13 protein-coding genes are annotated in these 14288 nt (G+C 43.7%); 8 read left to right on the forward strand and 5 right to left on the reverse strand.

Features of this window, described 5'->3' with window-relative positions:
• The first annotated feature begins 13 nt into the window (after positions 1 to 13).
• Positions 14 to 1195 carry an HD-GYP domain-containing protein gene (locus E7L17_RS04365; protein ID WP_316322040.1) on the forward strand — a complete coding sequence of 394 codons (1182 nt, stop codon included), beginning with the start codon at positions 14 to 16 and terminating at the stop codon, positions 1193 to 1195.
• Between the two features lie 68 nt (positions 1196 to 1263).
• Here E7L17_RS04365 and E7L17_RS04370 read toward each other — a convergent pair whose 3' ends face one another.
• The 5 genes from E7L17_RS04370 to E7L17_RS04390 all read right to left on the reverse strand — a co-directional run bounded on the left by E7L17_RS04370 (position 1264) and on the right by E7L17_RS04390 (position 5554).
• Positions 1264 to 2514, reverse strand: coding sequence for a methyl-accepting chemotaxis protein (locus E7L17_RS04370; protein ID WP_316322041.1), 1251 nt, complete (start codon positions 2512 to 2514; stop codon positions 1264 to 1266).
• A gap of 47 nt (positions 2515 to 2561) precedes the next feature.
• Positions 2562 to 3074, reverse strand: a complete 513-nt coding sequence (locus E7L17_RS04375) for a chemotaxis protein CheW (RefSeq protein ID WP_316322042.1) — start codon at positions 3072 to 3074, stop codon at positions 2562 to 2564.
• Between the two features lie 67 nt (positions 3075 to 3141).
• Positions 3142 to 3678, reverse strand: a complete 537-nt coding sequence (locus E7L17_RS04380; protein ID WP_316322043.1) for a chemotaxis protein CheW — start codon at positions 3676 to 3678, stop codon at positions 3142 to 3144.
• 132 nt (positions 3679 to 3810) lie between these two features.
• Positions 3811 to 4152: an EscU/YscU/HrcU family type III secretion system export apparatus switch protein gene (locus E7L17_RS04385; RefSeq protein ID WP_316322044.1), complete on the reverse strand. Its 342-nt coding sequence runs from the start codon at positions 4150 to 4152 to the stop codon at positions 3811 to 3813.
• Positions 4139 to 5554: a hypothetical protein gene (locus E7L17_RS04390; protein WP_316322045.1), complete on the reverse strand. Its 1416-nt coding sequence runs from the start codon at positions 5552 to 5554 to the stop codon at positions 4139 to 4141. The genes E7L17_RS04385 and E7L17_RS04390 overlap by 14 nt, the downstream gene beginning before the upstream one ends.
• Before the next feature lie 146 nt (positions 5555 to 5700).
• Here E7L17_RS04390 and E7L17_RS04395 point away from each other — a divergent pair, with 146 nt between their 5' ends.
• The 7 genes from E7L17_RS04395 to E7L17_RS04425 all read left to right on the forward strand — a co-directional run bounded on the left by E7L17_RS04395 (position 5701) and on the right by E7L17_RS04425 (position 14262).
• Positions 5701 to 7812, forward strand: a complete 2112-nt coding sequence (locus tag E7L17_RS04395; RefSeq protein WP_316322046.1) for a chemotaxis protein CheA — start codon at positions 5701 to 5703, stop codon at positions 7810 to 7812.
• 41 nt (positions 7813 to 7853) lie between these two features.
• Positions 7854 to 8921 carry a tartrate dehydrogenase gene (locus tag E7L17_RS04400; protein WP_316322047.1) on the forward strand — a complete coding sequence of 356 codons (1068 nt, stop codon included), beginning with the start codon at positions 7854 to 7856 and terminating at the stop codon, positions 8919 to 8921.
• A 69-nt stretch (positions 8922 to 8990) separates the two neighbouring features.
• Positions 8991 to 9797 (forward strand): protein-glutamate O-methyltransferase, encoded by an 807-nt coding sequence (locus E7L17_RS04405; RefSeq protein ID WP_316322048.1) that lies wholly within the window; start codon positions 8991 to 8993, stop codon positions 9795 to 9797.
• 8 nt (positions 9798 to 9805) lie between these two features.
• Positions 9806 to 10840, forward strand: coding sequence for a chemotaxis response regulator protein-glutamate methylesterase (locus E7L17_RS04410; RefSeq protein WP_316322049.1), 1035 nt, complete (start codon positions 9806 to 9808; stop codon positions 10838 to 10840).
• Positions 10841 to 11083: 243 nt separating this feature from the next.
• Entirely contained in the window at positions 11084 to 12439 is a 1356-nt protein-coding gene (locus E7L17_RS04415; protein WP_316322050.1) for an ABC transporter substrate-binding protein, read from the forward strand.
• 147 nt (positions 12440 to 12586) lie between these two features.
• Entirely contained in the window at positions 12587 to 13429 is an 843-nt protein-coding gene (locus E7L17_RS04420; protein WP_316322051.1) for a sugar ABC transporter permease, read from the forward strand.
• Positions 13429 to 14262 (forward strand): carbohydrate ABC transporter permease, encoded by an 834-nt coding sequence (locus E7L17_RS04425; RefSeq protein WP_316322052.1) that lies wholly within the window; start codon positions 13429 to 13431, stop codon positions 14260 to 14262. The genes E7L17_RS04420 and E7L17_RS04425 overlap by 1 nt, the downstream gene beginning before the upstream one ends.
• Positions 14263 to 14288: the final 26 nt, after the last annotated feature.

The raw sequence follows: 14288 nt of genomic DNA on the forward strand, positions 1-14288 counted from the left end.
AGAAAGGAAGCACATGAATTTTGTTCCAATCGATCAGCTGAAAGAAGGCATGAGGCTGGATCGGGACGTGTATTTGTATGATTACAAGACTTGTAAAGTCGCCATGTTGCGTTCGGGGCAGGTTCTGACCAGTGCGTACATTCAAAAGCTTTGCGAATTACAAGTTTTAGGAGCATATATCCATTCCGATGATGATCAAGAGGAACAGCAGGCACGCATATTGCCGCGACCTCGTCCGCCGATTAAAAAGGCGCTCAAGCAGGAGGCTATCACCAATCTCGAACACGTTTTCGAGATGTTTGATAAGAATGCACAGAGCATCAATATCAGCCACATCAATCAGACATTGGATGTCTCGAAACAGCTTGTTACCGCTTTAAAAAATAATAAAAACATTGAGCTCAGTATTTTTAACCTAAAGCTATATGATGATTATACCTATAACCACTCTCTTGGGGTAGCGATTCTGGCAATCGCCATCGGGATTTCGATGGGGATGAAGACAAGGGATTTATATGACCTTGGTCTTTGCGGTTTACTGCATGATATTGGTAAGATGTCTATACCAATCGAGATTATTGCAAAACCAGCCAGATTAACGCCGCAGGAATTTGATATTGTAAAGCTCCACCCGTATAAGGGTGCCGAGTTTTTTCTTAAGCACCATTTGGTGAGTAATAAAATATGTTATGGTGTATTAACCCACCATGAAAAGTTTGATGGCTCCGGTTACCCCAGTGGGCTAAAGGGAAGCAGTATTCCATTATTTGGCCGTATTATTGCGGTAGCAGATGTGTATGATGCGTTAACCTCCGTTAGGCCTTACCGCAAACCGTCGTCTCCCACCGAAGTATTGGAGTATATTATGGGAGGGAGCGGAACAGCGTTTGACGTGGAGGTAGTGGAGGCGTTTTTGAAAAAGGTATCTCCCTATCCGGTTGGTTCGTGTGTACGGCTGAGTAATGGTGAAATTGCTATTGTTGTTGCTCAGAATATCCGGCATCCGCTTCGCCCGCAGATTCGACTTTTAAGTGAGCCAGATAAAATTTTAGATTTGTATAACGATCGCAATTATTTATGTCTTGTGATTGAAAATGCCTGTAATATTGCTACGGAAGATTTGGAAGAAGAGCTTTTGGAAGCAGAAGAAGATGAACAAAGGCAGAAAGCAAAACAAGATGAAGTGATTCAATAATGTTATAAAAGTAAAGCAGCCTGCGGATATTTTGTCCGCAGGCTGTTTTTAGTAAACAAAAAAGTAGATTAAGATACAATGGCTTCATCCAGTGAATAGTACTGCACCAAACTTTGAAGCTGAACCGCATGGTCTGCCATCTCACGGCTAGAGGCGGCGCTTTCTTCTGCAGTGGCAGAATTGGTTTGTACTACGGAAGAAATTTGGTCAACACCCAAGCTGATTTCGCTAATGGAGGTTGACTGAGTCTCTGAAGCAGTTGCAATTCGATTGACCAAATCGCTAGATTTATCTGTTGCGTCAAGAACCTCTTGCATGGTTCTTGCGGTTTGGTCTGCAATGCTTTTTCCTTTTTCCACAGACTGAATTGAGTTTTCAATGAGGACTGTGGAGTTTTGCGCGGCCTCGGCGCTTTTGCTGGCTAAATTTCGTACTTCTTCCGCAACGACAGCAAAGCCTTTACCGGCGGCACCCGCTCTGGCGGCCTCAACAGCGGCGTTCAGTGCAAGAATGTTCGTTTGCCGTGCAATTTCATTTATCGTCTTTATAATGTTGCCGATCTGATTAGAGGAGTTTGTAATCTCTGCCATTGCCTGGAGCATGTTCTCGGTCTCTTTAGCAACGCTCTGAATTTTGTCTTGTACCAGGGAAGATGCATTGTTTGCTTCCAAAGCATCCGATGCATTTTGTTTTACTTGCTCAGAAACATCGAGTATGGTTGCAGAAAGCTCCTGAATGGCACTTGCCTGTTCCGTTGCACCCTGTGCCAAGCATTGGGATGCGCTGGAAACCTGCTCAGCGCCATCTGTTACCTGCTGAGAAGTGCTGGAGATAAGAGAAACGTTTTGCAGCAAAATTTCAGAGAGCCGTTGCATGGAATTTTGGATACGAACAAAATCTCCGAAATAGCTCCGTTTGTTTACAATATGGATTTTTCCGGAGGTAATTAAATCAAGTGTGTTTGCAACCCCAGTTACATTTTGTTTTAGCTGCGCAGCAGAATCATTCACTGCTTCGCAGAGGTCGTTCATGTCAGCCTGCATGGCAAATTCAATTTCAATATCAAAATCACCTTTACCAAGACGTTTTATGCTATCTATTATCATTTTAAATGCAAATTGCAGTTTATGTGCCACACGCCAAGTAATAAAACTAGCTAGAACGAACCCGAATAAAAGTACCAATATAGCTGGTATAATTAGTTTCTGAATAAATAAATACATGGTTACGATACCCATGATTGCAGATATTAGCATAATACTAAGTATTACGATTAGCAACTCCGCTTTTAATGAGATATGAGGTTTTTTCTGTTGCATTCCGATATTCCTTTCCGGGTGCAGTATGCAAAGGTTGCTAAATCTAATTAGAGCCGATCCAGCGCCTTTTCCACCTGTTTTATTTCATCGTTATTTAGAATACGTTTCGGGTCTACCAACAGCACTACTTTACCATGCAAACGGCCAATACCGGTAACATAAGCGTTTGTGTTATTGCCAGACATAACGGTGGGAGTAGCTGAAATATTCTCTTCTTCAATTACCGAGACTTCGTTTACAGAATCTACCAGAAAGCCGATGTAAGTTTCTTCCAGTTTTGTTACAATAATGCAGGTTCGCTCCGTGTATTCCAGCTCAGGCTTACCAAAACGCAGCCGAATATCAATTAAAGGAATAATACTTCCGCGCAAGTTAATAACCCCTTTTGCATAAGCAGGGGAATCGGGTACAGGAGTAATTTCCTGCATTCCAATAATCTGTACAACGTCTGAAATTGGAACACCGAAAAGTTGGTTATCCAAAAAGAATGTTAAATATTTTCCGTCAATCTCCTGATTGGCTGTGTCTAGAAAGTCGATGGTATCGATGGTATCTTCCATTGAAGTCACCCTTTCAAATTGATATTTATTCTGTCTTCCGTTACGAACAACTGGTAGGGAAGAGCGATTAGGCGCCTTGGTCTTCCGCAAGTTCTGAACTTGTTTTGCCGGAACGGTCATCCTCATTTTCTGTAAGAATCCGCTTTAAGTTAAGAAGCAGAGCCGGGCCTTTTGAGAGTGTTACAATTCCGGTAACAAAGGGGTTGCTCTTCTCGCGGCCAAGGCTTGGTGTTTCGTTTACATCTTTGGTTGCAATATCGGTTACATCGTCTACGCTGTCGACAATTAATCCAATAATAGCGTCCTCGGTTTGTGTTACGACAATACTTGTTTGGTCGTTATACTCCAGCTCTGGTTTTGAGAGCTTCAGGCGTAAATCAATCAGCGGTACAATTTTACCGCGCAAGTTGATGACCCCTTTGACATAAGAGGGGAGTTTCGGCATGAGTGTAATTGCCTGAATTCGAACAATCTCTACCACCAAACTGCTGGGGATTGCGAAAATCTGGCCATCAATATAGAAGGTCAGGTGTTTTTCAGATGTATTTTGTTTTGCTGCGGTTCCTTCTGTTAAAGAGGAAACCAAATTGGGTTGATTATTCATATCTTTTCACCACTTCTTCCGCCGCATCAGCGGCAGTAATCTAAAAAAGAATAAAATATAAGATTCAATTTGTATATCGGTCATTTTTAAAAGAAAATGAAGTGCCTTTCAAAAAAAGACGTAATTTAATATTCATTCTTCTGAAAAATCCGGCATTTCAGGTAAAGAGGGAGACTTCTCTTCCGTAGAGGGAACTGTTGCAGCAACTTCCGGTTCTCCATACTTTAAAAAATACAGGTATAAATCTGCAACTGCTTGGTAAAGTTCTTGTGGAATTTCTGTGCCGATATTCATTTGCGACAAAAGAGAGGCCAGAGCGTCATCCTGGTAAACAGGTACGTTGTTCTCTTGAGCGACCTCTATTATTTTAGTGGCAGTGTAGCCAGCTCCAGCTGCTACTACAATGGGAGCATGATTGTTTTCTTCGGAATAGCGCAGGGCGGCTGCTCGTTGTTTGTTATTATATTGAGACATCTACGGTTCGCCTTCCCTCGTGTATTTTTTTCAGAATGATTTTACTTGCTGTGGGGGGAATCCCCGCAGAAAGCTCAATGGATTCCGTTACAAGACCATTTTGTGTGAAAATAGCAGTTACGGCTTCACCTATCTCTTTAGTGTTTGAGGTAAACTCCGCAGGGCAGTTTAGCCGAATGTTGATATTTTTTCCGGTTAGAGTAAGAAACGCTTCAAAATACCCCTTAGTTTTAATATCGAAGGTTAGTATAATTAGGCGGCTTCGTTCCCGATCCTGCGCATAGCGGCTGTTTTCAGCTTCTTCCTCTTTTTCTATCCATATTTCACCGAATAGGTATTTACCCTCAAAGGTAAGGGGGAGAAAAAGGTGATGGAATGGCATATATACACTGTTGTCCATCAGAAGAGAGGAGAGCGTGCTCTGGAACAGCTCTTGCCCTCGCTGTGACGGACCATTTGCATTTTCAGTTAGCAGATTCAAAATTGAATCGAGCAATTTGTTTTGGTTTGGTGTCTCCAACTGTCCCATGTGGTCAAGAAAAACGGAGGTTAACTCGTTGAGCTTTTGTGGAGGGAAATCAAGGTCGTATTTGCAGTAATCGAGCAATGCAGTAAATTTTTCTGCAAGCTCTTCTCGTGAGCCAATATTCAGGCGAGAGAGGTCATGCACCAAGAGCGTAATATTATCTCTTACTCTGCCAAAATCGTTGGTAGCAGAAATATAGCGCCGAATAAATGGAATGATTTTTTCTTTTAATGTGGAAAGGTTCTGGTTTAGGTTTTCAATTGGCTGCTCTGCTGTTAGCTCCTGCGCCAATTGTGTCAATTGCCCACTATACGGCTGCGGAATCTGCTCACTCATTTGTATGAGGCGATTTGTGACCGAGCGGGTGGTTTCACCTGCACTGGTATACGCGTTAAATACTTTCAGGAACTGCGCCATTTTCTGTTCCAGCGTTTTGTTAGGGTATTGCTCTAACATTTGCCGCATCATTTGAAAGAGGGGGCCTGAAAACTGGGTGCGGTTATTCTCCTGGAACAGCAGGTTTTTTATAATATCTTCGCGCCCCATATTGATAACCTGTGTTAACTGGCGGAGCGTTTCTGAAACAGCGGCTCCCTGCTCTGCGCCAGCACGCCCCATAACCTCGAAAACCAGCTTCCCCAAGCTCTGCGATAGCTCCGGCGTTTTACTCAACTGCTGAATAAAGCGGCTAAAGACAGAATTTCGGTTCAGAAGAAAGGAAAACTCCGTGTTGTTTTGACCGGATTGCTTGTCTGCATTGGTAGGCGGAACAAGCGCTGGGTTCACGATTGCACGTTCAGAGGGCCTCGTAGGGTTGAGCCGGTTCACGTTGTCTCCGCCCGGTACGGGAGTAGTGATTCTAAGGTTATCTGCCATAATGGGTACCTCTAAAATTTAAAATTTTTAGAAATCAAAATGAAAAAGTTAATTATTTGCGACTTAATCCGATATATCTTATGAGAAAGATAGAAATCTTTCGTTTTCCCTTTCGGAATTTTTGAGATAGGCGGTGGCTATCATTCATGGATAACAATATGGAATCTTTGTTGGAAGTTTATTTGTTCGAAACCAACGGTCTGCTAACTCATTTGGATGAAATTCTTCTCCGTTGTGAGCAAGCGGGTGATTTTGACTCGGAAAGTATCGATGAAATTTTTCGAATCATGCACACAATCAAGGGGTCATCTGCAATGATGCAGTTCGACAGCATGGCTACGGTAACTCATAAAATGGAGGACCTGTTCTATTATGTAAGAGAGCACGGTATCTCTTCGAAGTACAATGAGCCGCTAACGGATCTGATGTTCAAATCCAGCGATTTTCTGAAAACAGAGGTCGAGAAGATTGAAAACAACGAACCGCTTATTACAGATATCGGCAGTTTAGAGGAAGAAATTAATTCTTTCCTCAAAAAGATTTCTGGACAAGCACCGGAAGAACCCAAGGCTGACGCAGAAGCTAAGCCAAGTATTCCTGTTGAACAGACAGCTGTTGAACCTGCAGTCGCAGCAACCCCCGTGCCGCAAGCACCTATTGCTGCGGCACCCGTACAAACAAAGCAGCCCGCTGTGGAAAACAACGGAGAATTCCAATTCCCGGTGCGTGTATTCTTTGAAGAAGAGACGGAAATGGTTCATTTAAGAGCCATGCTTTTGGTGCATGCCATAGCCGAAAACGGCATAGCAGTACGTAATGTTCCCGAGCGCTTGGAATCGGAAGCATCCGCTGCCGAAATTATTGGCAAAGAGGGACTTCTTCTTTTATTCCAAACAAAAGAAGACATGGAAGGCTCTCTTAAGACCATCGAGAACTTTGTTTACACCAAAAATTATACCGTTCTTTCTTCGCTTACGCAACAAAAAGAGCAGGCGAAAAGCATTAAGGAAGAGAAAACCGTTGCAAGTACAGAAACTGTTGCAAGCAACGGCAATGGGAACCACCAGGCGGTAAAGCAAAACCTCATCAACGTGAATCTCTCAAAGCTGGATAATTTGATGGATCTTGTAGGTGAAATAGTCATTACAGAATCAATGGTAACGGCTTCTCACTCCGTGCAGCAAACCAGCGAAAGTGGAGTGGATAACAGCTATACGAAAGCCTCGCGCCAGCTGCGCAAGCTTACGGATGAGCTGCAAGAAATCGTTATGTCTATTCGAATGGTTCCTATTTCCGGTGTGTTCCAAAAAATGCGCCGTATTGTACGCGATATGAGCAAAAGCTTGGATAAAGATGCCGAATTGGTGCTCGTTGGTGAGGAAACCGAGGTTGATAAATCCATTGTAGACAGCATTAATGACCCAATTATGCACGTGGTTCGCAATGCGATGGATCACGGTTTGGAGGATAAGCAAACCCGTTTAGCCAACGGTAAGCCGGCAAAGGGTACCATTACACTTTCTGCGCAGAATACTGGCGGCGAAATTCTCATAACAATTGAGGATGACGGTCAGGGAATTGACCGTGAAGCGGTTTTGGCGAAAGCCAAGCGGCAGGGGATGCTGAAAAAGAATGAAAAAGAATACTCAAACCGCGAGGTTTATAATTTCTTGCTGATGCCCGGCTTCTCTACTAATGAAGTAGTAACGGAATTTTCAGGCCGTGGCGTGGGTATGGACGTTGTAAAGAAGAATGTAGAAAAGGTTGGCGGCGATGTAACAATCTACAGTGAGCCCGGCAAGGGAACAAAGGTATTGTTCAAAATTCCGCTTACTTTGGCAATTGTGAATGGTATGAAGGTTTCAGTTGGTGATACCATGTTCATCATACCTACCAATAACATCAAGCAGTTGGTTAAGGTGACCGCTGACCAAGTATTGTACGATACCAGCGGGAACGAGATTATTACAATGCGCAACCAGTACTACCCGCTCATTCGCCTGCATTCCGTATTCGGTTTGGAGCCCAAGGCAAAAACGTTGGAAGATTCTATAGTGGTGCAGGTTGAAAACCACGAAAAGATTTACTGCGTATTGGCGGATGATTTGCTTGGGGAACAGCAGGTGGTTGTTAAGGGCTTGCCTGCGTACCTGAATCAGTTCAATATTAAAGATAGCGGTATTTCCGGCGGTGCAGTTTTGGGCGATGGCAGCATCAGCCTGATTCTCGATGTGGTTAACCTGTATAATAATAATTAACTCAATATTATTTCTAAAACGATTGTGGGGAGGCGTTGGCTATGCAGATTCATAAAATCGCTGTAATTCCAGGTGACGGTATCGGGCCAGAGGTAATTGCAGAAGGATGCAAGGTTTTAGAATGCGTTGCCCGGTTGGACGGCGGGTTCCGCTTTGAGTTCGACACCTTTCCCTGGGGCTGCGAATATTATTTGAAAACCGGGAGTATGATGGCGGAGGATGGTATTGAACAGCTTAAGGGCTACGATGCGATTTTCCTTGGTGCTGTCGGTTTCCCTGGTGTACCAGATCATGTGTCTCTTTGGGGGCTGCTGCTCACCATTCGCAAAAGCTTTGACCAATACGTAAATTTGCGCCCGGTAAAGCTGCTCAAAGGTGCCCCCTGCCCGCTAAAGGACGTTGAGCGGGAAGACATTGATATGGTTTTCGTACGGGAGAATAGTGAGGGTGAATACGCTGGCAGTGGCAGTTGGATGTACCGTGGCAAACCACATGAGGTGGTTATTCAGGATAACGTTTTTTCTCGCCATGGGTGCGAACGTATTATGCGTTATGCGTTTGAATTAGCACGCCGTGAAAAGAAAACCCTTACCAGCATCAGCAAGGGCAATGCAATGAACTATTCCATGGTGTTTTGGGATCAGATCTTTTCTGAAGTAAGTCGGGAATACCCCGATGTAAAAACCGCTTCTTATTTGGTGGATGCAGCTAGTATGATGATGATAAAGTGCCCAGAGGCATTTGAGGTGGTTGTAACTTCGAACCTATTTGGCGATATTCTTACCGACCTTGGCGCTGCCATTGCCGGTGGAATGGGGCTCGCAGCCGGTGCCAACATTAACCCGGAGCGAAAGTACCCGTCTATGTTCGAGCCGATTCACGGTTCGGCACCCGATATTGCAGGTCGACAGATTGCAAACCCCTTAGCTACCGTTTGGGCGGTAAGCCAAATGCTGGATTTTTTCCATCATGAGCAATGGGGAGAGCGACTTTTGCAAGCAATGGAAGCTATAATGACGGAGGGAACCGTTCTTACTCCCGATATGGGCGGTACTGCAACAACCGCACAGGTTGGCGATGCAATTGTTTCATACCTGATGAAGAGCTAAAGTGCCAAGCGATTTGCTTGAAGCAAAATATGATATGTCCAATATTTTTCCACAGTAGAAAGGATCATTATGATACGTTTGACAGATCAGGAATTTCTAACTATAGTCAACTACGTTAAAAATAATTACGGCATTAATCTGTCCAATAAGCGCCAGCTAATTGAGGCGCGTATGTATTCTGTTCTGGCGGAAAAGGGCATGAAAACTTTTTCAGAGTATATGACCCTCATCCAGCAGAAAAACCCGGAAGAGATTATTGTTTTATTAAATAAGTTAACGACAAACCACACCTACTTTATGCGTGAACCGGCTCATTTTGATTTCATAAAAACAAAATTTTTACCTCTTCAGGAACGTGTAAATCACCGAAAGCTGGTTCGCATTTGGAGCGCGGGTTGTTCTTCGGGAGAAGAGGCGTACACCACTTGTATGGTGCTGAAAGATTACTTCAGCATGAGTCGCCCGGGATGGGATTTTCGAGTCCTTGCCACAGACATTTCAGAAAAAGCGATGTCTGCGGGCAAAGCTGCCATTTATAGCGCAGAATCCTTAAAAAATGTGCCGCAAAGCTGGTTGACCCGTTATTTTGTAAAGCAGGGTACAGACCAGTACCGTATTAATGACGATGTTCGCCGCCATGTTACATTCCAGCGGCTGAATTTGATGCAGCCATTCCCGCCAATGCAGCAGTTTGACTTGATTTTTTGCCGCAATGTCATGATTTATTTTGACCAGAACGACCGCAACAAACTGATCAATAAATATTACGACATGCTCATCCCAGGTGGATTTTTACTGATTGGGCATTCAGAAACAATACAAAGGGACAGCTCCAAGTTTATTTATCTGGAGCCGTCTGTGTACCAGAAAGGATAATAAACGGTATGCCGCTCAATCATAGCATTAAGGTTTTAATTGTCGATGACTCCTTGTTTTTTCGCACTGCACTGCAAAATTCATTACTGAAAGACCCCGGTATTACAGTAGTGGGCACTGCTGGTTCTGCAGCCGAGGCTGCAAAAAAGATTCAGGAGCTTTCACCAGACGTTATTACTATGGATGTTGAAATGCCCGACATGAAGGGCACAGATTTTATTAAAAAACTCATTCCCCGCCAGCCAATACCTGTTGTATTGGTCAGTTCACTGGCTTTGGGGATTTTTGATGCTCTTGATGCAGGTGCAGTCGATTTTATTCGCAAGCCCGCTGCAAGAACGGATTACAATGTGTTTTTTACGGAGCTAGCGGCTAAAATACGCGTTGCATCTACTGCAAAGGTGAAAACAAAAGCCCCCACACCGTTGGAGTCTTTGCCTACTCCAACGCTTACCGCTAACGTAAAAGGGGAGAAGATAATCGCCATAGGCGCTTCTACCGGTGGTACGGAGGCGACGCTTGAAATCTTAAAAAAACTGCCCGCAAATATACCGGGAATTTTGGTGGTGCAGCACATGCCTGCCGGGTTTACGAAAATGTATGCGGATCGCCTGGATCGCCTGTGTGCTTTTACAGTGGCCGAAGCGCAGGGCGGCGAACGTGTCGTACCAGGCGTGGCCTACATTGCACCGGGTGATAAGCACATGACTCTTGCCAAGGATACGCGAGGCTATTATATTAAATGTGCGGCAGGGGAAAAGGTAAGCGGACACTGTCCATCTGTTGACGTACTGTTCCGCTCGGTAGCTGAAACTGCAGGAAGTGATGCAATGGGTGTCATTCTAACCGGTATGGGCAGCGACGGGGCAAAGGGATTACTTGAAATGAGAAAACAAGGTTCCTTTACCATCGGGCAGGATAAAGCCTCCTGTGTCGTTTATGGGATGCCAATGGTCGCGTTCGATATTGGTGCGGTGGTACGCCAAGCGCCGTGTCCTTCCATTGCTGGAATCATCATTCAGCATTTGAATCAAGCTAAATAAAAAACGGGAACAGGGAAACGATTTTTCGTTCGCTGTTCCCGTTTTTATTTTTGAGTAAGTAGAATACAAAGCTTCCCGTAACCTTTACTAAAGATGGACATGTTCAGAAGAAAAATGCAAAGAAAATAAAAAATACTATTGAAAAGTAACAATTACTGTATTATAATATAGCTCAAGAGCTACTGGTAACGTTTCCGGTAACGTTACTGGAACTAAGAACATTATTTATTAGGAGGAGAAAGAATGAAAAAGGTTCTGGCATTTTGCCTGGCAATGGCGACGATGACCGCTTCTATGACTGCATGCAGCAGCCCGAATGGGAGCACCAGCAGCGCCTCCAGTGCAACCCCCAAAGGGGAGCAAAGCGTATATTATTTAAACTTTAAACCTGAGTCTGCAGCGGCTTACGAAGAAATTGCAAAAAAATATAAGGAAGAGACTGGTGTTACTCTGAATGTGGTTACAGCAGCTTCTGGTACTTATGAGCAAACGCTAAAGGCAGAGATTGCAAAAACAGATGCGCCAACTCTTTTCCAGATTAATGGGCCAAGAGGCTATGCAAGCTGGAAGGATTATTGTGCGGACCTAAAAGATACTGAGCTGTATAAACATCTCTCCGACAAAAGCCTTGCCATTAAAGACGGCGAGGGTGTTTATGGCGTTCCCTATGTGGTAGAAGGTTATGGAATTATTTATAACCAAGCGATTATGGATAAATATTTTAAGACATCCGGCGCAAAAGCAAGCTCCATAGCAGAAATTAATAGCTATGCAAAACTGAAAGCAGTTGCAGAAGATATGACTGCTAAGAAAGATGCACTCGGCATTAAGGGTGTTTTCTCCTCTACTTCTTTAAAGCCCGGTGAAGACTGGCGCTGGCAGACTCACCTTGCCAATGTTCCGGTTTACTATGAATTTAAAGAAAATAAAGTGGATTTGACCAGTGATGCAACAAAAGAGATTAAGTTCCAGTATTCCGATAACTTCAAGAACATCTTTGATTTGTACTTGAACAATTCCATCACTCCCAAGAATTTGCTTGGAACAAAGCAGGTCGACGATTCTATGTCTGAATTTGCTCTCGGGCAGACCGCTATGGTGCAAAACGGTAACTGGGCTTGGGGACAGATTGAAAAGGTAAAGGGCAATACCGTAAAAGCAGAAGATGTAAAATTCCTGCCCATCTATACAGGTATGCCCGGTGAAGAAAATCAGGGCCTCTGCATTGGTACCGAGAATTTCTTCGCCATTAATAAGCAGGCATCCCCCGAAAAGCAGAAAGCGGCCGAAGATTTCATTTATTGGTTGTATTCCAGCAAAACCGGTAAGGATTTTGTTACCAATAAGCTGAATTTCATCGCACCGTTCGATACCTTTACAGAGTCTGAAAAACCAACAGACCCCCTTGCAAAGGATCTTCTTAACTGGATGGCTAAAAAAGATATCAACACAGTTCCGTGGAACTTCACAGTGTTCCCCAGCCAGACATTTAAAGATAACTTTGGTAGTGCTTTGCTGCAATATGCCCAGGGAAATAAGTCTTGGGATGACGTGAAAAAGCTGGTAGTAACTGAATGGAAGAGTGAAAGCAACCAGTAACCAATGAGATAGGCAGACTTTCACTGGAATAAATCTTTATGAACGGGAGAGCCGCTCCGCGCCCTGCGGCGCAGGGCGGCTTTATTTTTAGAGTATGCCGGTGACGGTGCACACAGGCTGGGTCGCTTTGGAAGGGGAGAGGAAAGCATGCAGAAAACACTGAAGAAATATTTTGCTGTATTTGCGCTGCCGACCATAATCGCATTTTTTATTGCTTTTTTAATACCGTTTTTTATGGGTATCTATTTATCGTTTTCAAAGTTTACTACTGTAACCAATGCAAAATGGGTGGGATTCGAAAACTACACCCGCGCTTTTTCCGATGCAAATTTTCTAAATGCTCTTGGCTTTACTGCTAAATTTACTGTTGTATCAGTCATTACAATCAATGTGTTGGCTTTTTTGCTAGCGTTGTTGCTTACTTGCGGTATTCGTGGAACAAATTTGTTTCGAACCGCTTTCTTTATGCCGAATTTAATCGGTGGTATTGTTTTGGGCTATATTTGGCAGCTATTAATTAACGGTGTTTTGCTGCAATTTGGAGTGGATATTACATTTGATGCCAGTTACGGCTTCTGGGGCTTGGTGGTTCTAATGAACTGGCAGATGATTGGCTATATGATGATTATTTATATTGCAGGAATTCAGAACATACCTGTAGATGTGCTTGAGGCAGCACAAATTGACGGTGCTACCCCGCGCCAAACACTATTTTCTATCACCATTCCATTGGTGATGCCTTCTGTTACTATCTGTACTTTTTTAACACTTACCAATTCATTTAAGCTATTTGACCAAAACTATGCGCTAACCGGTGGTGCTCCGGCAAGGCAGAGCGCCATGCTCGCACTCGATATATTTAACTCCTTTTATGGTCGCATGGGGTATGAAGGAGTAGGGCAGGCGAAGGCAGTGGTGTTCTTCCTGCTTGTAGCAGCAATTGCATTAGTGCAGCTAATTGTAACGCGTAGCAGGGAGGTGGAGAACTAATGGGAGAGGTAAAAAAGGCGAATAACATATTGTTTGTCTGTTTAACATTTCTTCTGATTTTATTTTTGGTTCCAATCTTGCTTGTACTTATGAACTCGTTCAAAGGCCAGCTTTTTATTTCGAATGCTCCCTTTGAATTCCCGAGTGTGGAATCCTTTTATGGCATTGATAACTATGTAAATGGCGTACAAAAGATTGATTTTTTCCGTGCGTTTGGATATTCTTTATTTATCACTATTTTTTCGGTGGCAGCAATAATCCTTTTTACCTCGATGACGGCATGGTATATTACCCGGGTAAAGAGCAAAGTAACCTCCACTCTCTATTACCTGTTTGTGTTTAGCATGGTGGTTCCGTTCCAAATGGTCATGTACACCATGGTCAAAGTCGCTAACACATTACGGCTCGATAATCCCGTTGGGTTAATCGTTATTTACCTTGGGTTCGGAGCGGGGCTTTCGGTGTTTATGTTTAGCGGTTTTATTAAGAGCGTACCGGTTGATATTGAGGAATCCGCTATTATAGATGGCTGCAATCCACTACAAACTTTCTTTCTGATTGTATTTCCCATTCTTCGCCCTACGGCGATTACGGTAGCGATTCTTAACACAATGTGGATTTGGAACGATTTTTTATTACCGTACCTTGTCGTGGGAACAAAGCTCCGTACCCTGCCAATCGCCATTCAATATTTGCAGGGTGGGTACGGCTCGCGTGATATGGGCGCATTGATGGCAATGCTGGTGCTTTCCATTATACCTATCATTATTTTTTACCTTACCTGCCAAAAGCATATAATCAAAGGGGTATTGTCCGGTGCGGTAAAAGGATAAACAGAACTTAAATATACACCCTGGGG

This window comes from Clostridium sp. (assembly GCF_032576335.1).
Classification (GTDB): Bacteria; Bacillota; Clostridia; order Oscillospirales; family Acutalibacteraceae; genus Faecalispora.